This is a genomic window from Porphyrobacter sp. CACIAM 03H1 (assembly GCF_002215495.1).
Classification (GTDB): Bacteria; Pseudomonadota; Alphaproteobacteria; order Sphingomonadales; family Sphingomonadaceae; genus Erythrobacter.
The window spans coordinates 1,679,295-1,699,482 of record NZ_CP021378.1; the positions used below are offsets into that span (position 1 = coordinate 1,679,295).

Annotated in this window: 19 protein-coding genes, 1 tRNA gene and 1 pseudogene; 11 read left to right on the plus strand and 10 right to left on the minus strand. The window is 69.3% G+C overall.

Going from position 1 to position 20,188, the window contains the following annotated elements; translation table 11 throughout:
• Window positions 1-3 precede the first annotated feature (3 nt).
• The 4 genes from CBR61_RS07970 to CBR61_RS07985 form a co-directional block, all read right to left on the minus strand.
• Window positions 4-306: an antibiotic biosynthesis monooxygenase family protein gene (locus CBR61_RS07970; RefSeq protein WP_088913881.1), complete on the minus strand. Its 303-nt coding sequence runs from the start codon at window positions 304-306 to the stop codon at window positions 4-6.
• A gap of 64 nt (window positions 307-370) precedes the next feature.
• Window positions 371-784, minus strand: a complete 414-nt coding sequence (locus CBR61_RS07975; RefSeq protein WP_088913882.1) for a holin family protein — start codon at window positions 782-784, stop codon at window positions 371-373.
• 71 nt (window positions 785-855) lie between these two features.
• Entirely contained in the window at window positions 856-1,758 is a 903-nt protein-coding gene (locus tag CBR61_RS07980; protein ID WP_233996918.1) for an HpcH/HpaI aldolase/citrate lyase family protein, read from the minus strand.
• A 54-nt stretch (window positions 1,759-1,812) separates the two neighbouring features.
• Window positions 1,813-3,939, minus strand: coding sequence for a TonB-dependent receptor plug domain-containing protein (locus CBR61_RS07985; RefSeq protein ID WP_088913884.1), 2,127 nt, complete (start codon window positions 3,937-3,939; stop codon window positions 1,813-1,815).
• 224 nt (window positions 3,940-4,163) lie between these two features.
• On the opposite strand from CBR61_RS07985, the gene CBR61_RS07990 reads away from it, so the two are divergent.
• The 3 genes and pseudogenes from CBR61_RS07990 to CBR61_RS17150 all read left to right on the plus strand — a co-directional run.
• Entirely contained in the window at window positions 4,164-4,646 is a 483-nt protein-coding gene (locus CBR61_RS07990) for a (2Fe-2S)-binding protein (RefSeq protein ID WP_324616831.1), read from the plus strand.
• On the plus strand, window positions 4,646-6,925 hold the full coding sequence (locus CBR61_RS07995) for a xanthine dehydrogenase family protein molybdopterin-binding subunit (protein ID WP_088913885.1): 2,280 nt from the start codon (window positions 4,646-4,648) through the stop codon (window positions 6,923-6,925). The genes CBR61_RS07990 and CBR61_RS07995 overlap by 1 nt, the downstream gene beginning before the upstream one ends.
• Window positions 6,922-7,407, plus strand: a pseudogene (locus CBR61_RS17150) (nucleotidyltransferase family protein); the annotation flags it as partial. The gene CBR61_RS07995 and the pseudogene CBR61_RS17150, both read left to right, overlap by 4 nt.
• A gap of 26 nt (window positions 7,408-7,433) precedes the next feature.
• On the opposite strand, the gene CBR61_RS08005 reads toward CBR61_RS17150, so the two are convergent.
• Both CBR61_RS08005 and CBR61_RS08010 read right to left on the minus strand, forming a co-directional pair.
• The gene (locus CBR61_RS08005) at window positions 7,434-8,438 is read right to left on the minus strand and encodes an XdhC family protein (RefSeq protein WP_088913887.1); all 1,005 of its coding nucleotides are present in this window, start codon (window positions 8,436-8,438) and stop codon (window positions 7,434-7,436) included.
• 113 nt (window positions 8,439-8,551) lie between these two features.
• A tRNA-Pro gene (locus CBR61_RS08010) sits at window positions 8,552-8,628 on the minus strand.
• A 198-nt stretch (window positions 8,629-8,826) separates the two neighbouring features.
• On the opposite strand from CBR61_RS08010, the gene yajC reads away from it, so the two are divergent.
• The 3 genes from yajC to secF all read left to right on the plus strand — a co-directional run bounded on the left by yajC (window position 8,827) and on the right by secF (window position 11,808).
• The gene (gene yajC, locus CBR61_RS08015; RefSeq protein WP_088913888.1) at window positions 8,827-9,156 is read left to right on the plus strand and encodes a preprotein translocase subunit YajC; all 330 of its coding nucleotides are present in this window, start codon (window positions 8,827-8,829) and stop codon (window positions 9,154-9,156) included.
• 62 nt (window positions 9,157-9,218) lie between these two features.
• Window positions 9,219-10,817: a protein translocase subunit SecD gene (gene secD, locus CBR61_RS08020; protein WP_088913889.1), complete on the plus strand. Its 1,599-nt coding sequence runs from the start codon at window positions 9,219-9,221 to the stop codon at window positions 10,815-10,817.
• Between the two features lie 13 nt (window positions 10,818-10,830).
• Window positions 10,831-11,808: a protein translocase subunit SecF gene (secF, locus tag CBR61_RS08025; protein ID WP_088913890.1), complete on the plus strand. Its 978-nt coding sequence runs from the start codon at window positions 10,831-10,833 to the stop codon at window positions 11,806-11,808.
• Window positions 11,809-11,820: 12 nt separating this feature from the next.
• On the opposite strand, the gene CBR61_RS08030 is transcribed toward secF, so the two are convergent.
• Window positions 11,821-13,002 carry a glycosyltransferase gene (locus CBR61_RS08030; RefSeq protein WP_088913891.1) on the minus strand — a complete coding sequence of 394 codons (1,182 nt, stop codon included), beginning with the start codon at window positions 13,000-13,002 and terminating at the stop codon, window positions 11,821-11,823.
• Between the two features lie 25 nt (window positions 13,003-13,027).
• On the minus strand, window positions 13,028-13,606 hold the full coding sequence (locus tag CBR61_RS08035) for a helix-turn-helix domain-containing protein (protein ID WP_088913892.1): 579 nt from the start codon (window positions 13,604-13,606) through the stop codon (window positions 13,028-13,030).
• Window positions 13,607-13,705: 99 nt separating this feature from the next.
• On the opposite strand from CBR61_RS08035, the gene CBR61_RS08040 reads away from it, so the two are divergent.
• Window positions 13,706-14,188, plus strand: a complete 483-nt coding sequence (locus CBR61_RS08040) for a DUF6456 domain-containing protein (RefSeq protein WP_088913893.1) — start codon at window positions 13,706-13,708, stop codon at window positions 14,186-14,188.
• Here CBR61_RS08040 and CBR61_RS08045 read toward each other — a convergent pair.
• On the minus strand, window positions 14,181-14,780 hold the full coding sequence (locus CBR61_RS08045) for a uracil-DNA glycosylase family protein (protein WP_088913894.1): 600 nt from the start codon (window positions 14,778-14,780) through the stop codon (window positions 14,181-14,183). The two genes, CBR61_RS08040 and CBR61_RS08045, sit on opposite strands and share 8 nt — an antisense overlap.
• Entirely contained in the window at window positions 14,777-16,612 is a 1,836-nt protein-coding gene (locus tag CBR61_RS08050) for an ABC-F family ATP-binding cassette domain-containing protein (protein ID WP_088913895.1), read from the minus strand. The genes CBR61_RS08045 and CBR61_RS08050 overlap by 4 nt, the downstream gene beginning before the upstream one ends.
• A gap of 119 nt (window positions 16,613-16,731) precedes the next feature.
• On the opposite strand from CBR61_RS08050, the gene CBR61_RS08055 reads away from it, so the two are divergent.
• The 4 genes from CBR61_RS08055 (at window position 16,732) to CBR61_RS08070 (ending at window position 20,101) form a co-directional block, all read left to right on the plus strand.
• Window positions 16,732-17,481, plus strand: a complete 750-nt coding sequence (locus tag CBR61_RS08055; RefSeq protein WP_172835934.1) for an SIMPL domain-containing protein — start codon at window positions 16,732-16,734, stop codon at window positions 17,479-17,481.
• A 47-nt stretch (window positions 17,482-17,528) separates the two neighbouring features.
• Complete coding sequence (locus CBR61_RS08060; protein WP_088913896.1) at window positions 17,529-17,837, plus strand: PepSY domain-containing protein; 309 nt, start codon at window positions 17,529-17,531, stop codon at window positions 17,835-17,837.
• 121 nt (window positions 17,838-17,958) lie between these two features.
• Window positions 17,959-18,636, plus strand: a complete 678-nt coding sequence (locus tag CBR61_RS08065; protein ID WP_088913897.1) for a response regulator transcription factor — start codon at window positions 17,959-17,961, stop codon at window positions 18,634-18,636.
• Entirely contained in the window at window positions 18,587-20,101 is a 1,515-nt protein-coding gene (locus CBR61_RS08070) for a sensor histidine kinase (protein ID WP_420705694.1), read from the plus strand. Before CBR61_RS08065 ends, CBR61_RS08070 begins: the two co-directional genes overlap by 50 nt.
• The last annotated feature ends 87 nt before the right edge of the window (window positions 20,102-20,188 follow it).

The following is a 20,188-nucleotide window of genomic DNA, read 5'->3' on the forward strand; positions in this document are numbered from 1 at the left end:
GCCTCAGGCCTCTTCCCAGGTGGTGTAGTGATGGACCGAGCAATCGGCCACATAGCGTTCCATCCCCGGCGGGATCACGGCGCGGTTCCAGTCCTCGCCGGCGAATGCCGCGAGCGCGGCTTCGTCGCTCCAGCGCGAGATCATCAGGTATTCGTCGGGCGCCCAGCGCGCCGGCTTCAGGATCTCGACTGACAAAGCGCCTTCGGCGCCTCGCACGGCATCGACGGATAACGTGGCGAACTTGCCCGCGAATTCGGCGTGCAGGTCGGCGTGGATGCGAACCCTGAATAGCCTGACGATGGGCATGATGCCGGTCTCTCCCGCGCCGATCCGCGACGGCTTAGGTCACGGCGGCACGGTTGGAAATCCCCTACCGGTCCACACCCTTGACCTTCCCCCACTGGCGCGCCGCAGTGTAGCCGAGATAGCCGGTGCCGAAGAGCGCGTAGAGCGGCTCGGGCAGGCCTGCCAGGTAGGCGTTCATCCCCGCCGCGATCTCGCGAGCGGCGGCGGGGTCGAAGGCGGAGAGCACCCCCATCGGCAGCGAGGCGAGCAGCAGGATGTACATGACATAGAGGAAGCTCGGGCGGGCGCGGCTGGTCCAGGGATCTTTCGAGTTCGCCTCGGCGACAATCGCCAGAAGCTGCGCCTCGATCATCTTCATCTCCTGCGTGCCCTCGAGAGCGATCAGTTCGAGCTTGGCCTTGGCGCGGGCCTCCTTGTCGGGGATGATCTTGTCGATGATCGAGGCGATGGGTCCGACAAGGACGTCGACGAGGGACATGGGCGCGCTCCTTCAAAGGTGAGTCGCGCCAAGAAATGACCAAATAGGTTAGAGTAGGAAAATGATTTAACCTATTCAGCATCCGCCTCGGCGAGCAAACGCTGCGCCAGCACCAGATGGGGGCGGTCGAGCATCGCTCCGTCGAGCGCCACCACGCCTGCGCCGGGATGGTCGGCAAAGGCCTGCACCACCGCGCGGGCGTGGGCGAGTTCCTCGGCGCTGGGCGTGAAAGCCGCGTTGATCGGTTCGACCTGCGCGGGGTGGATCGCCAGCATCCCGCGGAAACCCTGCGCCCGCACCCGCCGCGCGCGCGCGGCCAGCGCGTCGAGGTCGCGGAACTCGGGCTGCACCGTCTCGATCGCCGCAACGCCAGCCGCCGCCGCGCCGATCAGGCACAGGCTGCGCGCCATTTCGTAGGTGTGCGAATATTCCCCGTCCGGCCCTCGCTGCTCGCGCGCGCCGAGTGCGGAGGACAGATCCTCCGCCCCCCAGCTCATCGCCACCAGCCGCTCACGGCCCGGATAGTCCCCCGCATAGTCGCCCGTCCGGAACATCGCCGCCGCGGTCTCGGTCACGAGCGCCGCGATCAGCGTGCGCCCCTGCGGAATGCCGTTCGCGGCCTCCAGTGCGGTCAGGTAGTGGTGCAGCCGGGTGATGTCGGCGGCCCCTTCGGCCTTGGGCAGGAACAACCCGCCGGGGCGCGAGGGGATCACCGCGACGAGATCGGCGATGCAGTCGGACGTCGTGACCGGATTGATCCGCACCCACAGCCGCGCCCGGCCATCCTCCGCCGCGATCGTCTCGGCCACCATCGCGCGGGCGGCCGCCTTGTTCTCGGGGGAAACCGAATCCTCGAGGTCGATCAGCGCGATGTCGGCCGGGCCGGCAATCGCCTTGCCCATCTTCTTCTCGCTGTCCCCCGGCGCGAACAGCCATGAACGCATGCGGGGCGGGGTCGGTGTCGTCCGTGCCATGTCGGGTTCCTCTCTTGCCCCGCCGCTTACGGAGCGCAAGTCAGCGCGACAAGCCTAGAACGAACCCTCGATATCGAAGCTGACGATCGTCCCGAAGCGCCGGTCGCGGCGTTCGCTGAAGGCGGCGATGCCGGCCGCGCGATCGGTGAAGACCGTGCGCTCGAAGCGGTCGCGCTGGCCCAGCAGGTTGCCGACCCGTGCCCGCACCGTCATGCCGGCCACATCCTTGTTCTCGAGAAAGGCGAACATCTGCGCGAAGCTCGGCTGGTTGAGCGAGATTTCGTCGAGCCGCACGTTGCGCACATTCTTCGTCCAGTCGCCGCGCGTGCCGAAGGCCCAGTCGCTGTTCGGGACATCGTGACGCACGCGGAATTCGAGCGTGAACAGCTCGTTGCCCGAGACCTGGCGCAGGAAACCGAGGAGCGGATCGCGCACCGAGCTCTCGTTCCAGCCCAGCGTGAGGTCCACGCGGGTGCCCTTCCAGCCGAGCCCGTCCGACAGCAGTGTCGTCTGACCCTCGATCCCGTAGAGCCGCGCCGAGGGCAGGTTGCCCGGCGCCTGTCCGCCACCCGGCAGGGGGATCTGGTCGACCACGTCGACGAGGTCCTCGAGATAGGCGCTCACCGTCAGGTTGCCGAGCGCGCCCATCCGCCAGCTCGCCTCGACGTCGTAGAGCCAGCTCTGCTCGGGCCGGAGGTCGGCATTGCTCGCGTCGGCGCGGTCCTGATCGAGATCGACAGAGGCGATGAAGTCGAAGAAATCGAGCTGGCCGACCACGCGCTCGATGCGCCCGGCAAGGTTGAGGTTCGGCGTCACCTTCCAGTCGAGTGCGGCGAAGCCCTTGGGCCGCCAGAAGCTGCGGGTGAGGCCGAAGGGGCCCGACTGGCTGATGCGCGAATACTCGCCCCCCGCCGAAAGCTGGAGCTGGAGGTTGGCCGCCAGTGCGCGGCTCCACGTCAGGCCCGCATCGACCCGATCCTCGTCCACCCGCGCGCTCGATCCGGCAAGGTCGACCGGTTGCAGCACGCCCGCCGCATCGCGGGCCGACAGGGCCGAGACGATCTCGAGATGGTTGCGCGCGCCCTCGACCGCCGCGACGAGATTGCCGCCGCCAGCACCGACCGAATACTCCGACCGCAGGATCGTCTCGCCCTCGTCGGCGTCCTGCACGAAGCGTGTTTCGGTGACGGGGGTGCCGTCGGTGAAGGTCGTCAGCACCGTGTTGGTGAAGGGGCTGTCCTCGTAGCGGTGATAGCCGATCAGCTTCAGGCGACCCGGGCCGAAGCCGAACTCGTAATCGGCGCCGATCTCGTAGTTGAACTCGTCCTCGGTGCGCCGCAGCGAGCGCGTGCGGTCGAGCGTCCCGCCGGGCGGGCGCTGGAGGGAGATCTCGCGCTCGCGGAACAGGTAGCCCTGCACCTGGCCGGTGAGGTTGAGGATCGCGCCATTGTCGGCGTTGCGGGTGAAGGAGCCGGACAGGCCGAAGCGGTCGGTGTCGACATTGAGCTTTTCGTCGCGCAACGCGACGAGCATGCCGCTGCCGTCGAACACCTCTTCCGGCCCCTCGTTGCCGCGACGGTTCGAATCGTTGCGCAGCGCGAGGTTCCATTCGTTCTTCGTGCCGCCGCCGGCGAGTGCGATGCTGCCCTGAAACAACCTTGCCGGGGTGCCGAAGGTGCGGAATTCGGGGTTGTAGCGGAACTGGCCGCTCACCCGTCCGCTGGCGCTGGTGACGACATTGAGCACCTGCCCGGTCAGCCCGCCGATCCCGAGGCTGGCGCCATCGACCAGTTCGAGCCGCACCACATCCTCGAGCGGGATGCGCCGCAGCGCCTCAGTCGGACCGTTGGACTTGCCCGAGATCCGGCGGCCGTTGATCAGCACGTTGGTGTCCGCCTGGCCGAGCCCGCGCGCCCCGTCGCCTTCCTGGATCGAGAAGCCGGGGACGTTGCGCGCCATGTCGAAGGCGCTGCGCGGGGCGAAGCGGGCGAAATCGGCGGGCAGGAAGGTGCTGCGGGTGGTCGCGCTGGCGCCACTCGGGGCAGTCGCAGCCGTCCCGGCTTCCGGTTCGGGCGCGGCGGGCGCGTCCTGCGCTGCCGCCGGCGCGGCCAGACCGCCCGCGCAGGGCAGGACGGCGGCAGCCGCCAGAAGCATCGAACGTCCGGGAATGCGTGGAATCATCGGCAGCCCTTGCCCCCAAGCGCCCTGCGCTGTCGAGAGGCAAGGGCGGGCGGCCTCGTCGAAGCGGCCACGGGTATCGACCAGCGTTGCCCGTCAATGGGGCGTCTGACCGATGGACGTGAATGCGCGAAGCGGGCTTGCCCGGGCGGCGTCTCTTTCCATTGGCTCCGCGACGATCCGGTTGCTATATGAGACGGGATAACCATCCAGCGGGGGAGCCGGCAGTGGCAATCGCATTTTCCGTGAACGGCAAGCAGGTCGAGGTGGAGGCCGAGGCCGACACGCCGCTGCTGTGGGTCCTGCGCGACGATCTCGGCATGACCGGAACCAAGTTCGGCTGCGGCATCGCGGCCTGCGGGGCCTGTTCGGTCCATGTCGACGGCGCGGTGACCCGCTCGTGCAGCGTGCCGCTTTCCGAGGTCGCCGGCAAGGCGGTGACCACGATCGAGGGGCTCAAGGCCGCCGACGGGACGCTCCACAAGGTGCAGCAGGCCTGGATCGATGCGCAGGTGCCGCAATGCGGCTATTGCCAGTCGGGCCAGATCATGGCCGCGGTCGCGCTGATCGAGGCGGTCGGCACGCCCTCGGACGCGCAGATCGACGAGGCAATGACCAACATCTGCCGCTGCGGCACCTATCCGCGCATCCGCAAGGCGATCCTCGCGGCGACCGGCGCCGCCGCCACCGCCCAGCAGGGAGACGCGTGATGGCCGACAATCCCAATCCCGAACTCGACGTGCCTGAAACCAAGGGGCCCGAAACCGCAGCCCCGGCGGACAAGCCGAAGAAGAAGGGCGTCAAGCGCCGCATCTTCCTCGCAGGTTCGGCGCTACTGGTGGGCGGCGGCATCTTCGGCGTGTGGTGGACCGACAGCAGCGTGAAGGCCAAGGCCAAGGCGCTGACCGTTGGCGAGGGCGAGCACGGCTTTGCCACCTGGATGAAGATCGCCGAGGACGACACCGTCACGGTCTACTCGCCGCACATCGATTTCGGGCAGGGCTCGCACACCGCGCTCGGGCAGATGCTGGCCGACGAGCTCGATGCCGCCTGGGACAAGGTGAAGGTCGAGCAGGCCCCTTCCGATCTCGCCTTCGCCAATGCGGCGCTGGCCAAGGGCTTCCTGCCCGAGATGGTCGGCCAGACCGTCGCGGGGCTGCTGCCCGACGCGGTGGTGGGGATGATGGCGCGCTCGATGCCGTTGCAGATCACCGGCGGCTCCTCGGCGATCCGCTTCACCGGCGAGGTCGGGATGCGCAAGACCGGCGCGGCGGTGCGCGCGGCGCTGGTCGCGGAAGCGGCCGACCGGCTGGGCGTACCTGCAAGCGAGCTGACTACCGCCGATTCCGTCGTCACCCATGCCAGGTCGGGCAAGTCGCTCCGCTATGGCGAGCTTGCCGCGGGCGCGGCTGAAAGGTCGCTGGCGAGTGACCCCGTTCTCAAGACCCGCGACCAGTGGAAGCTGATCGGCCAGCCCGTCGCCCGGCGCGACATCCCCGCCAAGGTCGATGGCAGCGCGATCTACGGCATCGACTTCACCCTGCCCGAGATGCGCGTCGCGACCATCGCGGCAGCGCCGGTGCGCGGCGGCAAGCTCGAGAGCGTCGACGAGGCGCCCGCGCTCGCCGTGAAGGGCGTCGAGAAGGTGGTGAAGCTCGATGACGCGGTGATCGTCGTCGCCAAGGGCTACTGGCCGGCGAAGAAGGGCCTCGATGCGCTTTCGCCCAGGTTCTCCGACGGGGGCCATGCGGCGGTCTCGACCCCGGCAATCTACGCCGCGCAGGGCAAGCTCATCGCCGGCGGCAAGGCCGACAACGAGGGCGGCGAGGGCGATGTCGATGCGGCCTTCGGTGCGGCCGGTGCCAAGCTGGTCGAGGCCGAATACCGCGTTCCCTTCCTCCACCACGCGATGATGGAGCCCTTCGCGCTCACCGGCCACTTCAAGGACGGCAAGCTGCACCTGTGGGGCGGGATGCAGGACCCGCTGAGCACCCGCACCAAGGCGGCGAAGGCCGCCGGCCTTTCGGTCGACGACGTGATCTTCACCCCGATGATCATGGGCGGCGGCTTCGGCCGGCGTTTCCCCGATCTGGTCGAGATCATCGACCAGGTGGCGCTGCTGGCGAAGCAGGTGCCATACCCCGTGAAGCTGGTCTGGAGCCGCGAGGAGGAGCTGCGCCACGGCACCTATCGCCCGCAATCGCTGGCGCGGCTCAAGGGCGCGGTGAAGGATGGCGCGATCACCGCACTGCGGATCGACTACGCCCAGAGCGGCAATGCCGAGGGCGAGGTGCCCTTCATCTACAACCTGCCCGCGACCTCGCGCCGCCACTTCGCCTACCAGTCGAACCAGATCGACGGGCCGTGGCGCTCGGTCAACGCGACGCAATTGGGCTTCTACACCGAAAGCTTCATGGACGAACTGGCGGCGGCGGCAGGGGCGGACCCCTACGAATTCCGCCGCAAGCATCTCCCGGCCGATTCCCGGCACGTGAAGGTGCTGGACGAGGTGGCGAAGCGTTCGGGCTGGGGCACGCCCCTGCCCGAGGGCACGGGACGGGGGATTGCCATCGTCGAGAGCTTCGGCACGATCGTCGCCGAGGTGATCGAGGCGGGCGTCAAGGACGACGGCAGCCCCAAGGTGCTGAAAGCCTTTGCGGTGGTCGACTGCGGCACCACGGTGAACCCCCTCAATGCCGAGGCGCAGATCATGGGCGGGCTGATCATGGGCCTGTCCTCGGCGATGGGCGAGGCGGTCACGCTCGACAAGGGCGCGGTGGTTGAGAGCAATTTCAACGACTACCCGATCCTCAAGCTCGCCGACGCGCCGCCGCAGATCGACGTGCACTTCATCCACAGCGGGGCCAAGACCGGCGGGATCGGCGAACCCGGCCTGCCGCCTGCCTCGCCGGCGCTCGCCAACGCGCTGGCGGCGGCGACGGGCAAGCGGATCCGCAACCTGCCGGTGCTTGCCCAGGCAAAGGCTTGAGCCTCGACGGCTGGTCGGCGCTGATCCTCGCCGGCGGGGCGGGGCGGCGCTTCGGTGGCGGCAAGCTGCTGGCCGATCTGGCGGGGGCGCCGGTGATCCGGCGGGTCACCGAACGCGTGCTCGGGGCCGGTTTCGCCGAGGTTGTCGTCGTCACCGGTGCCGATGGAGCCTCGCTTCGCCCGGCCCTCGAGGGGCTCGCCTGCCGGATCGTCGACGCCCCCGACTGGGACGAGGGCATGGCCGCGAGCCTGCGCGCCGGGGTCGCCGCGCTGGCGCTGCAAGCGCGCGGTGTGTGCGTCTTTCTCGGCGACATGCCGCTGGTGCCGGTTGCGCTCTCGGCTCCGCTCGCGGCGGCGGCGGAAGCGGCGGGATATGCCGCAAGGCCGCGCCATGCGGGCAAGCCGGGCCACCCGGTCGCCTTCACCCGCGCTGCCTTCGCCGATCTCGCCAAGCTGGAGGGCGACACCGGCGCGACCGCGCTGCTCAAGGCGCGTCCCGAGGCGGTCGCCTACCTCGAAACCGCCGACAGCGGCGTGCTGCTCGACATCGACACGCCTGCCGACCTCGCCGCCGCCACCGCCGCGTGGAAGGCCTGCGCGACCTCGGCGATCACCGACAGCGCGACCTCGCGCGGGGCCTTGCCGAAGCCGTAGAGCCCGATCGGTGCGCGCAGCCGTGCAATCTGCGCTTCGCTCACCCCGTGGGCGCGCAGCCGCGCGATCCGGCCCTCGAGCCGCGCCCGCGCGCCGATCGCACCGACGTGAAAGGCCTCGCTGCACAAGGCGGCGGCAAGCCCGCGTTCGTCGTCCTCGCGGTCGTGCGAGAGCACCGCGATCGCCGTCCAGCGGTCGATCCCGATCGCCGCGAGCGCGGCCGCCGGATCGCCGCGATGATAGGCGATGCGGGGGAAGGGGGCAGCCTCCGGCCCGCCCGGGGTGACGAGCGCCACCTGCCAGCCCATCGCCTGCGCGAGCGCAGCGGCCGAGAGCGTCGCCCCGTCCTCGCCGATCAGCACGAGGCGCAGCGGGGGCGCGAACAGGCGGGTGTAGCGCGCGCCGTCCCAGGCATCGACGGGCGCCTCGCCTGCGGCTTCGGCGCGGCGGGTGACGCCGTCGCTCGACCACAGCACCGCGCGGCGCGCGTGCCAGCCATCGAGCAGCGCCGCGACCGCCGGTTCCGCCGCCGCGACCGGCTCGACCAGCACGGAAATCCCCGATCCGCAGGCGAGCCGGATGTCGATCCACGGACTGCCCTCGCCATAGCGCAGGAGGCGCGGCGCGCCCTCGGCGAGGGCTGTGCGGGCGTGGCGGGCGACATCGTCCTCGATGCAGCCGCCCGAGAGGAAGCCCCAGTGCTCGCTGTCGGTAACGAGCATCTGCGCGCCGACATCGCGCGGCGCCGAACCGTCGACCGCCACGAGCGTGGCGATGGCGAAGCGTTCCGGCAGCACGGGCGCAGCCAGCAGCGCCTCGCGGATATCGTCGACGGGGGCGGCAAGGCGCCAGCGGCTCATGGGACGGGCACGGCTTTCGTGAGAGGCGAAGACCCACAGCCTACCGCGCGCGCCGCCGCCGTGCAATCGCGCCGCCGCGCGGCGCATCAAAGCCGTGAAGAGGAGGAAACCACTGGTCGGGACGAGAGGATTCGAACCTCCGACCCCCACACCCCCAGTGTGATGCGCTACCAGGCTGCGCTACGTCCCGACACCAGTGGAGCGGCGCCTATAGGGCGGCAGTTGGGGGCTGGCAAGCGGGTTTGGGCGGGGACGGGGTGTGGCCGGTTCACAACGCTCTCGGGCGCCATGATTGCGGCTTCCTTGCATTGCTGCTAGGCGCGCCCACTTGGACGCACGAGGCGCACGCCTCGCACGATATTCACGGGATCCGACAGGCTTTATTCGCATGACAATCGACCTTCTCGCCGCCGCCGGAGCGGGCGCCGCCGCTGCCCCGCCCGCCTGGATCAGCTTCCTGCCGATCATCGGCATGATCGCGATCTTCTGGTTCCTGATCATCCGCCCGCAGATGAAGCGGCAGAAGGAGCACCAACAGAAGATCGCCGCGGTCAAGAAGGGCGACCAGGTCGTCACCGCGGGCGGGCTCGTGGGCAAGGTCGTCAAGGTCGACGACACCTATGCCGAGCTCGAACTTGGCCCCAATGTCCGCGTCAAGGCGATCAAGGCGACGCTCGGCGACATCATCCCGCCCGGCGGCTCGCCCGCCAACGACTGATCCGGCCGCCGGCCCCGCCTGCGCGCCGCACCCCTTTTCCTTGCGTGTGAGACCCTGACGCAATGCTCGACTTTCCCCTCTGGAAAAAGCTCAGCCTGTGGGCGCTGACGCTGGCGGCCTCGCTGCTGGCGCTGCCCTCGCTGTTCAATGTCTCGGGGCTGGACTGGCCTTCGGCGCTGCCTGACCCGCAGGTCAACCTCGGGCTCGACCTTGCCGGCGGCTCGCACCTGCTGCTCGAGGCGAAGGCGAGCGACGTGCGCGCCCAGCGGCTCGAGAACATGGAGGAGACCGTCCGCCAGCTGATGCGCAACGCCAAGCCGCGCATCCGCATCGGCGATGTCTCGACCGCGGGCGGGCAGCTGTCCTTCATCCTCGAGAACGCCGCTGACATCGACCGTGCGCGCGGGCTGATCGAGCCGGCGATGCAGGGCGCGACCACGGTGCGCGAGTGGGAGCTGAACGTCGTCGACGGCCAGCGGATGGTGCTCAGCCAGACCGATGCGGGGGTCAACCAGGCGATCGACGATGCAATGGCGAGCGCGACCGAGGTGGTGCGCCGCCGCATCGACGAACTCGGCACGCGCGAGCCGACCATCATCCGCCAGGGCGACACCCGTATCGTCGTGCAGGTGCCGGGGCTTCAGGACCCCGAGGCGCTCAAGGCGCTGGTCGGCCAGACCGCGCAGCTCGAATTCAAGCTGGTCGATCTGAACGCCCTGCCCAGCAACGTGCAGGCGGGGATCGCGCCGGCGGGCAGCGAGATCTTCCCCTTCGCGCCGGGCACGCCCGAACAGGGCAGCTTCCTCGCGGTGCGCCGCCTCGGCGGGATCCGCGGCGAGAACCTCACGGGCGCGCAGGCCGGGGTCAATCCGCAGACCAACCAGAACATCGTCAACATCACCTTCGACGCGCAGGGCGGGGCCAAGTTCGCCAAGCTGACGACCGAGAACGTCAACAAGCCCTTCGCGATCATTCTCGACGGGCAGGTGCTCTCGGCGCCCAACATCAACGAGCCGATCATCGGCGGCAGCGCGCAGATTTCAGGCAGCTTCACGCCCGAAAGCGCCAACAACCTCGCGATCGCGCTGCGTTCGGGCGCGCTGCCGGTGCCGCTGGCGGTGGTCGAGGAACGCACCGTCGGGCCGGACCTCGGCGCGGACTCGATCCGCAAGGGCCTGATCGCGATGGGCATCGGCAGCCTCGCGGTGATCGCCTTGATGATCGCGACCTATGGCCGCTTCGGGGTCTATGCCACGGTGGCGCTGGTGTTCAACGTGCTGATGCTGCTCGGGATCATGGCGCTGGGCGGCTTCACCCTGACCCTGCCGGGGATCGCCGGCTTCGTCATCACCATCGGCGCGGCGGTCGACGCCAACGTGCTCATCAACGAGCGCATCCGCGAGGAGCGCGCGCGGGGGCGCAAGGTCGTCGCCGCGGTCGAGACTGGCTACAAGGAAGCGAGCCGCGCGATCTTCGACGCGAACCTCACCAACGTCATCTCGGGCGTGGCGCTGTTCGCCTTCGGTTCGGGGCCGGTCAAGGGCTTCGCGGTGGTGCTGATCATCGGCATCGTCACCTCGGTCTTCACCGGCGTGACCCTGACCCGCATGTTCGTCGCCGGATGGCTGCGCAAGGCGCGCCCCAACGACATCGTCATTTGAGGAGCGCGCCCCCATGAAACTCCTGAAGCTCGTCCCCGACAACACCAACATCAAGTTCCTGAAGCTGCGCGTGCCCTTCTTCGTGCTCAGCCTCGTGCTGATCTTCGGCAGCTGGGCGGCGGTGGCGGTCAACGGCCTCAACTTCGGCGTCGATTTCGCCGGGGGGCAGGAAGTGCGCATGACCTTCGAGGAGCGCGAGACGGCGCCCATCCCGAGCTTGCGCGAACTCGTCGGCGGCCTCGGCTACGGCGAGCCGGTGGTGCAGGAATTCGGCGCGCCCAACCAGGTCTCGATCCGCGTTCCCCTGCCCGAGGGGGCCGAGGACACGCCGGGCGCCGCGACCGCGATCGGCGACCGGGTGATCGCCACCATTGCCGCCGAATATCCCGACGCGCGCAAGGACGGCAACGACACCGTCTCGGGCAAGGTCGCAGGCGAGTTCCGCAACTCAGCGATCCTCGCACTGCTGGCGGCGATGGCGGCGGTCTCGATCTACATCTGGGTGCGCTTCGAATGGCAGTTCGGCGTCGGCGCGATGTTCGCGCTGGTGCACGACGTGTCGGTGACGCTCGGCCTGTTCGCGCTGACGCAGATGGAGTTCAGCCTCCAGATCGTCGCGGCGATCCTCGCGATCATCGGCTATTCGCTGAACGACACCATCGTCGTCTACGACCGCATCCGCGAGAACCTCAAGAAGTACCGCAAGATGCCGATGAACGAGCTGCTCGACCTGTCGGTCAACGAGACGCTCGCGCGCACGGTGATGACCTCGCTGACGCTGTTCGTGGCGCTGATCCCGCTGCTGATCTTCGGCCCGCCGAGCCTGTTCGGCATGGTCGCGGCGATCACCGTGGGCCTGTTCATCGGGACCTATTCCTCGATTTACATGGCCGGCCCGCTGCTGATCTGGATGGGGGTGACCTCGAACAGCTTCGTGCCGACCGAGAACGCCGCCGATCGGCAGGAGAAGCTGGCTCGCGGAGAGGGATAGGTCTGTCCGCCGTCAGGCGGCCGATAACCTCTCGTAATGCGCGGCGAGCTGCGCGGCGTTGGCCTCCCAGCTGAAATGCTCGGTCAGCGCCGCCACCGCCTCGCGCGGGGGCGGGTCGGCGAGGATCGCGTTGACCGCCGCCGCCACGGCCGCCGGATCGCGCGGGACCAGCCGCCCGGCGGTGTCGCAGGAAATCAGCTCGCGCGCCCCGCCGACATCGGTGGTCACCACCGGCGTCCCGCAGGCGAGCGCCTCGACCCAGGCATTGGCGAGCCCCTCGCTCACGGTCGGCAGCACCATCACGTCGGCAGCCGAGAGGATCAGCGGCATCAGGTCGTGATCGATCGATCCGGCGAAGAACACCCGCTCTCCCATCCCCTCGCGCGCGGCGAGGGCGCGCAGGCGGGCCTCGTCCTCGCCCTTGCCGATCAGCACCAGCCGCGCCTCGGGCACCGCCTTCAGCGCGGCGATGGCGATGTCCTGGCCCTTGCGCTCGATCAGCGCCCCGACGCAGGCGAGGAGCGGCGCCTTGTCGGGCAGGGCAAAGCCCAGTTCCTCTGAAAGCTGGCGGCGCAGCTGGGGATGGGCGAAGGGGCGGAAGCGGTCGCGGTCGAGCCCGGTGTAGTGCACCGTGATCTTGCCCGCATCCATCCCCATTGCCGCCATCTGCCCGGCCAGATCGCGGCTCACCGCCAGCAGCCCCGTCGCCGCGCGCGCCGCATCGAGCATCTGTTCGCGGGCGAAATCCTGCTCCCCCCAGAAGGCGATGTCGCTCCCGCGCGCCTTGATCGAGAGCGGCAGGCCCGTCGCCCTCGCGATGGCGGCGGCGGCGGGGCCGTCGGGGAAGAAGAATTGCGCGTCGAGCACGTCGATCGGCGCTGCTGCATGGATGCGCTGCACCAGCGGCAGGACGGCACGCGCGATGGCGGCGGCGTTGCGACGCGCGCCGATGCGCGGGATCAGGGTGAAGCGCGGCCGGTGAATGGTGATGCCGCCTTCCTCGGCGATCTCGGGCAGGGTGGCGAGCGGGCGGTAGCGCCCCAGCGCCAGCGGCGGCAGGCCGATGGGGCTGACCACCGTCACCCGCCAGTCGCCGCGCTTCGCCAGCGTCTCCAGCGAGCGCGCGACGAAGGTGCCGAACCGCGGATTGACCGGGTTGGGATAGAGCGTCGAGATGGCAAGGACGTGTTTCACGGAATGGCGTCCTAGCACGCGCGGCTCAAAGCGTCCTCACCAGCATGAAGGCGACCGCCACCCATGCCGGATCGTCAACCACCACCTGTTTCTGCCCCGCGCCCGGCGGCAGCAGGCCGACCAGCGTGCCCTTGCGGTCGATCAGCCGCCCGAAGGCGAAACGCCCGCCGGAGCGCGGCACGAGGCAGTCGCGGTTGATCGCGCCGGCGGTGTCCGCCGGATCGAGCCGCCGCAGCCAAACGAGGTCGCCCGGGCGGTATTCCCCGACGCTGGCGGTGACTTCGAGCACGAGCGGGGCGGGGCCGTCCTGCGGGGAGAGCGCGTTCGGGAGCAGCGCCTCGCGCGGGGCCGATAGAGCTTCCGGTCCGCCCGCGCCCAGCTGGGCGACGACCTGCGCGGGCGCGCCGCTTTCGGCCCGCATCAGGCTGGCGGGCTCGATCTCCAGCGCGGCGGCGATGCGGTTCATCCATCCGAGCGAGAGCTGGCGCATCCCCGTCTCGAGCCGCCCGATGGTCTGGGCGGTGGTCGGCGGCGTGCAGGCGGCGGCGAGATCGGCGAGGGTGAGGCCCTTGGCCTTGCGGATGTCGCGGATGCGGTTGGTCATGCGGAAGGCCTCGCGGGCGGAATATAACCGGATTGGTTTTTCCTTTCCTACAGATGGGCCTGATTGGCAAGCCCCGCCTCTTACAGCGGAGGAACAGCCATGACACGCCATCTCGTCGAACGCGAACTCACCCCCGAAGGCCCGCGCCGCCGCCCCGCCGCGCCCGGCGGGCTGCGCCGTTCGCGCTCGGTGACGGTCAACCTCGCCGAAAGCCCGCTCGCCTGGCTGCACGCGCGCGGGCACCTCTCCGATCGGCTTCACGACGCGGGCGAGGCCCTGCGCGCCGATTACGAGCGCGCTCAGCTGCCCGCCAATGTCACGATGCGCTGGGACCCGGTGCGGGTGAAGGGCACGGGCGAGCGCGGCCTCGCCCCCACCGAGAAGCAGATCGCCGCGCGCCGGCGGTTCGACGGCGCGATCAAGGCGGCAGGCAAGGGGCTGGAGGACATTCTGTGGCGCGTCGTCTGCGCCGGCGAGGCGCTGCCCGATGCCGAGAAAAGCCTCGGCTGGCCGGCGCGCAGCGGCAAGCTGGTCCTGCGGATCGCGCTCGAGCGGGTGGCGGAATTCTACCGCATCACCTGAGCCTCTGCGCGATCATGGCGCGCAGCGGCGGCAGCACCTCGGCCTCGAACCACGGGTGCTTCGCCATGAACAGCCGGGAGCGCCAGGCCGGGTGGGGGAGGGCGACGAAAGGCAGGTCCTCGCCGAAGCGCGCGACCCGCTCCGCAAGCGAGAGGCGCTTCAGGTGCGGCAGGTAGCGCGCCTGCGCATGGATGCCGACCAGCAGGGTCAGGCGGTCCTCGGGCAGCACGCCCAGCACCGCATCGTGCCACTGCGGCGCGCATTCCCGGCGCGGCGGCATGTCGCCCCCGCTCGCCTTGCCCGGATAGCAGAAGCCCATCGGCATCTGCGCGACCTTGGCCGCGTCGTAGAAGGTCTGCTTGTCGATCCCGAGCCAGCCGCGCAGCCGGTCGCCGCTGTCGTCGTCCCACGGAATGCCGCTTACGTGGACCTTGCTGCCCGGCGCCTGTCCGATGATCAGGATGCGCGCGGTGGCGGAAAAGCGGGCGACGGGGCGGGGGCCCGCTGGCAGGTGCGCTGCGCACAGGGTGCAGGCGGCGATGCGGCGCCTCAGGTCCTCGACGTGATCGTGCCCCGGTGCGGGGGCGCTCACCCCTCGACCATTTCCGCGAGCATCAGCCAGCGTTCTTCCGCCGCGTCCTTCTCGGCCCGGGCATTGGCGATCCCCTGGCTGATGGTCGCGAACTTCTTCGGGTCCTTCGCGTAGAGGTCCGGATCGGCCAGCAGCGCCTCGCCTTTAGCGATCGCGGCTTCGAGTTCCTCGATCCGCCTGGGCAGGATCTCGTAATCGCGCTGGTCCTTGTAGGACAGTTTGACGCTGGCCGGGGGGGCCTTGTCGTTGCCGCTCCTTGCCGCAGTCGTTGCGTGGTCGTCGCGCGGTCGTTGCGGGGTCTTTGCCGCCTCGCGCAGCGGCCTTCGCCGCGCTTCCCAGTCGGCATAGCCGCCCGCCACGATATCCACCTTGCCCGACCCGTCGAGGCCGAGCGTGATCGTCACGGTGCGGTCGAGGAAGTCGCGGTCGTGGCTGACGATCAGCACGGTGCCCTCGAAATCGGCGATGACTTCCTGAAGAAGATCAAGGGTTTCGAGGTCGAGATCATTGGTCGGCTCGTCGAGCACGAGGAGGTTCGCTGTGCGCGTGAACTCGCGGGCGAGCAGCAGGCGCGAGCGCTCGCCGCCCGAGAGGATGCCGACCTTGGTGTCGACGAGGCCGGGATCGAACAGGAAGTCCTTGAGATAGGCCTGGACGTGCTTCCTCACCCCCCGCACGTCGATCCAGTCGCCCCCCTGCGCGAGGATCTGGCGCACCGTGGCGCCGGGTTCGAGGATCTTGCGCTGCTGGTCGATCATCACCCCCGAGAGGGTGCGGGCGTGGGTGACGCTGCCGGTGTCGGACTCGAGCTCTTTCGTAAGCAATTTCAACAGGGTGGTCTTGCCCGCCCCGTTCGCGCCGACGATCCCGATGCGGTCGCCGTTCTGGATCCTGAGCGAGAACGGCTTGATGATTGGCCGTTCCCCGTAAGTCTTTGAAATGTTGTCGGCAACGATCACGGACTTGGACTTGAAGTCGTCATCCGAGGCAAGCTTGAGCTTGGCCGTCCCCGCGCCCGAGATCATCGCCGCCCGCACGGCGCGCATCTGGTGGAGCTTCTCCAGCCGCCCCTGGTTGCGCTTGCGCCTCGCGGTGACCCCGCGCTCGAGCCAGTGCGCCTCGATTTTCAGTTTGGCATCAAGGCGTTCCGCGGCCCGGGCCTCCTCGGCATAGACCTGTTCTTCCCACGCCTCGTAGCCGCCGAAGCCGATCTCCTTGCGGCGCAAGGTGCCCCGGTCCAGCCACAGCGTCGCCCGCGTCAGGCGGGTGAGGAAGGTGCGGTCGTGGGAGATGGTGATGAAGGCCCCGCGGTAGCGCGAGAGCCAGTCCTCCAGCCAGTCGATCGCACCCAGATCGAGGTGGTTGGTGGGCTCGTCCAGCAGCAGCAGATCGGGCTCCTGCGCCAACGCGCGCGCAATCGCGGCGCGCCGCTTCTCGCCGCCGCTGGCGGTGGCGGCGGGCCGGCTCATGTCGATGCCGAGCTGGCCGGCGATGGCCTCCACCTCGTGCACGGCGGGCGCGTCCTCGCCGCCGGTGGCGAACTCCATGAGGGTGGAAAAGGGCGTGAAATCAGGCTCCTGTTCGAGGAACACGATCCGCGTCCCCGGCTTGACCCGGCGCTGCCCGCGGTCCGCCTCGATCCGCCCGGTGATGAGCCGCAGGAGCGTCGTCTTGCCCGCCCCGTTCCTCCCGATCAGCGCCAGCCGGTCGCCGGGGAGCACATGGAGATCGATCGGAGCGGCGCCCGTCGTCGGGGTCGGGCCGCCGAACAGCCAGCGCCCGCCCTGTTGCAAGGCGAGGCCCTCGAACGAGAAGATGGGTGGTTGCGCCATGGTGCGCAGCCCCTAGGGACTGGGCTGGCCGGCGGCAAGCCCGCTGCCGCGATCCGGTTCAGTCGCGCGAAAGGCCGTCCGGTCCAAGGGCGCGGCGAACCGAAGAAGGATGCTGCACAATGATCAAGCCCGCCCTCGCTCTCGCCGCCGCCTCATCGCTGGCCCTGCCCGCCGCGGCGGCGGCTGCGCCGCAGGTCACCATCGCTCCCGCAGGGCCAGTGGTCGAACTCAACGTATTCGAGAGCGTCGAGGTCGCGCCAGACACCGCCACGATCGGTGCGGGCGTCACCACCGAGGCGCCCACCGCGACCGCGGCGTTGCGCCAGAATTCGGAAGAGATGCAGAAGGTTGTCGCGCGCATCAAGGCGCTTGGGATCGCCGAAAAGGACATCCAAACGACCGGCATCAACCTTAACGCCCGCTACGATTACGACCAGCAGACCCAGCGTCAGGTGTTCCGCGGCTATCAGGCCGCGAACCGGGTCAGCGTGGTGCTGCGCAAGATCGACGATACCGGACGGGTGCTCGATGCGCTGGTCGAGGCCGGGGCGACCGACCTCAGCGGCCCGAGCTTCGGCATCGACAATGACGAGCCGGCCAAGGCCGAGGCGCGCAAGCGGGCCCTGGCGCGTGCCGCCGGGCAGGCCGAGGCCTATGCCACAATGCTCGGCTACGAGGGCGTCAGGGTGCTCGCGATCAGCGAGAGCATGGCGGGCAGCGGGCCCATGCCCGAGATGATGATGGCCAAGCGTTCGCTGGACGTCGCCGCCGCGCCGCCGCCTGTGCAGCCCGGGCTGGTGGCGGCGGGGATCAGCGTCACCGTCACCTACGAGCTGGTCGGCCAGGGCGGCGCCGCAACGCCGCGCTGAACCATTCACGGCTTGTTCAATGGACACAGCCTAGGCATGATCGTGTCATGAAACTCCGTTCCGCCCTGATATCCGGCCTGTTTGCCGCCGCCGTCCTCGCCGGTTCCCCCGCCTGCGCCCAGGAGCAGGCGCGCGGCGACCAGGGCGAGGCGCGCCGCGAGGCGCAGGCGGGCACGATCATGCGCTCGGGCGAGATCGAGGCGCGGATCCTGCCGACGATGCGCGATGCCGAATATCTCGGCTTTGCCTATGATTCGACCGCGCGGGCCTATCGTCTCAAGTTCATCAAGGATGGCCGCGTGACCTATGTCGATGTCGATGCCCGCACCGGGCGGATCATCGGCCGCTCGCGCTGACGGCCGGACGCATGGGCAATCGGCGGGGGACAGCAGGGCCGGGCGCGCGAGGGGTTCGCTTGACGCCCCCGCACCAAAAGCGCACCACGCGGCCCATCAACACGCAGGAAATTGGTGGATCATGCGCATTCTGATCGTCGAAGACGAACCCACTCTCGGCGCCCAGCTCAAGGCGACACTCGAAGGGCAGGGCTATGCCGTCGACCTTTCGACCGATGGCGAGGACGGGCACTTCATGGGCTCGACCGAGGATTACGACGCGGTGGTGCTCGACCTCGGCCTGCCCGAAATCGACGGGCTGACCGTGCTCGGCATGTGGCGGCGCGAAGGGCGCACCTTCCCGGTGCTGGTGCTGACCGCGCGCGACAGCTGGTCGGACAAGGTGGCGGGCCTCGATGCAGGGGCCGACGATTACCTCGCCAAGCCCTTCCAGACCGAGGAACTGATCGCCCGCCTGCGCGCCCTGATCCGCCGCGCCTCGGGCAACACCTCGTCCGAACTGACTGCAGGCGACGTGCGGCTCGACACCCGTTCGGGCCGGGTGACGCTGGCCGGCGAGCCGGTGAAGCTCACCGCGCAGGAATACAAGCTGCTCAGCTACCTGATGCACCACAAGGGCAAGGTGGTGAGCCGCACCGAACTGATCGAGCACATCTACGACCAGGATTTCGACCGGGATTCGAACACCATCGAAGTCTTCGTCACCCGCATCCGCAAGAAGCTCGGCGCAGACGTGATTACGACGATCCGTGGCCTCGGTTACAGCCTCGACGACCCCGCCGACCAGCCGCGCGCCTGAGGCGCCGGCAGCCGGCGGCGATGGCGCATCAGCCTTGCCTGCGGGCGGGGCCGTGATCGTGCCGGAAGAGAGCGCCCCGCCTCCGCCCGGCGCAAGGCCCCGCGCCAGCCTCGCCCGGCGCATGACGCTGATCGCGGCCGGGTGGATCTCCGTGCTCCTGCTCGGCGGCGGCATCGCGCTCGAACGCACCCTGACGACGCAGGTCGAGGCCAATTTCGACGAGCAGCTCGACTACATCCTCACCGCCATGATCTCCGCCGCCGAGATCGACGCCTTCGGCGAAGTGCAATTCTACCGCACGCTCGGTGACCAGCGGTTCCTCGAGCCGGGCAGCGGGCTCTATTGGCAGGTCAGCGGCGTCGGGCACGACCCCTGGCCCTCGCGCAGCCTGTGGGACCGCACGCTGCGCCTTCAGGGTGTCGAGGCCGAGGGCGACCATTTCGACAGCGAGGTTCATTTCTACAATTCCGACCAGTTCCCCGGCGAGCCGCTGCGGATCGCCGAGCGGACCATCATCCTGCCGGGGAGCGAGACGCGCTGGACCTTCGCGGTCGCCAGCGCCACCGAGCAGATGGACACCCAGATCGGGCGCGTGCGGCTGATCCTGATCTGGAGCTTCGCCATCCTCGGCCTCGGCCTGCTGCTTATGGCGGTGATGCAGGTGCGCTACGGCCTTTCGCCGCTGAGGCGGGTGCGTGCTGCGATCCAGAACCTGCGCACCACTGGCGCGAACCGCATCACCGATCCCCTGCCTCTGGAAGTGCAGCCGCTGGTGGAGGAATTGAACGCACTGCTCGAACACTCCGAGAAGCAGGCCGAGGAAGCGCGCCGCCATGCGGGCAATCTCGCCCACGCGCTCAAGACCCCCCTGACCGTGCTCACCAACGCCGCCACCGCCCGGGCGCCGGATCTCGGCGATGCGGTGATGCGCGAGACGCGCACCATGCAGCGCCATGTCGACCACCACCTCGCCCGTGCCCGTGCCGTCGGTCGCCGGGCGGTGGGTCATGCGCGTACCAATGTCATGGCGAGCGCAGAGGCGGTGCGGCGCGCGGTCGAGCGGCTCTATCCGCAAGGGCGCCTCGATATCGCCGGAGACAAGACCGCGACGGTTGCGCTGGAGCGGCAGGACCTCGACGAACTGCTCGGCAACCTGATCGAGAACGCTGCGAAATATGGCGGCGGAAGCGTGTTCGTCACCATCGATCCCGACGAGGACGAGGCCCCGCGCGATCCGAAGATGTGCCTCATCTGGGTCGAGGATGACGGCGCGGGCATTCCCGAAGCCGAACGCATACGCATCTTCGACCGCGGGGTGAGGCTCGACACCGACAAGCCCGGCACGGGTCTCGGCCTTGCGATCGTCCGCGACGTGGCGGAAATCTACGGCGGCAGCGTCGCGCTGCGCGAGAGCGAGGATCTCGGCGGCCTACTGGTCGAGCTGCGCCTGCCACGGGCGGACTGATTTTTTCGCGCGCCGGCCGCGAAGGGTTCCGGCAGGCGCAGCGTTGAGGCCGCGACAGACTGACGCAAACGGGGCCATTTGCGCGAG

Excerpts from the sequence above, each read along its gene's own strand:
- CBR61_RS07970 (WP_088913881.1), bottom strand. The coding sequence starts at position 306 with ATGCCCATCGTCAGGCTATTCAGGGTTCGCATCCACGCCGACCTGCAC.
- CBR61_RS07975 (WP_088913882.1), bottom strand. The coding sequence starts at position 784 with ATGTCCCTCGTCGACGTCCTTGTCGGACCCATCGCCTCGATCATCGAC.
- CBR61_RS07980 (WP_233996918.1), bottom strand. The coding sequence starts at position 1,758 with ATGGCACGGACGACACCGACCCCGCCCCGCATGCGTTCATGGCTGTTC.
- CBR61_RS07985 (WP_088913884.1), bottom strand. The coding sequence starts at position 3,939 with ATGATTCCACGCATTCCCGGACGTTCGATGCTTCTGGCGGCTGCCGCC.
- CBR61_RS07995 (WP_088913885.1), top strand. The coding sequence starts at position 4,646 with ATGGCCGACAATCCCAATCCCGAACTCGACGTGCCTGAAACCAAGGGG.
- CBR61_RS08005 (WP_088913887.1), bottom strand. The coding sequence starts at position 8,438 with ATGAGCCGCTGGCGCCTTGCCGCCCCCGTCGACGATATCCGCGAGGCG.
- yajC (WP_088913888.1), top strand. The coding sequence starts at position 8,827 with ATGACAATCGACCTTCTCGCCGCCGCCGGAGCGGGCGCCGCCGCTGCC.
- secD (WP_088913889.1), top strand. The coding sequence starts at position 9,219 with ATGCTCGACTTTCCCCTCTGGAAAAAGCTCAGCCTGTGGGCGCTGACG.
- secF (WP_088913890.1), top strand. The coding sequence starts at position 10,831 with ATGAAACTCCTGAAGCTCGTCCCCGACAACACCAACATCAAGTTCCTG.
- CBR61_RS08035 (WP_088913892.1), bottom strand. The coding sequence starts at position 13,606 with ATGACCAACCGCATCCGCGACATCCGCAAGGCCAAGGGCCTCACCCTC.
- CBR61_RS08040 (WP_088913893.1), top strand. The coding sequence starts at position 13,706 with ATGACACGCCATCTCGTCGAACGCGAACTCACCCCCGAAGGCCCGCGC.
- CBR61_RS08050 (WP_088913895.1), bottom strand. The coding sequence starts at position 16,612 with ATGGCGCAACCACCCATCTTCTCGTTCGAGGGCCTCGCCTTGCAACAG.
- CBR61_RS08055 (WP_172835934.1), top strand. The coding sequence starts at position 16,732 with ATGATCAAGCCCGCCCTCGCTCTCGCCGCCGCCTCATCGCTGGCCCTG.
- CBR61_RS08060 (WP_088913896.1), top strand. The coding sequence starts at position 17,529 with ATGAAACTCCGTTCCGCCCTGATATCCGGCCTGTTTGCCGCCGCCGTC.
- CBR61_RS08065 (WP_088913897.1), top strand. The coding sequence starts at position 17,959 with ATGCGCATTCTGATCGTCGAAGACGAACCCACTCTCGGCGCCCAGCTC.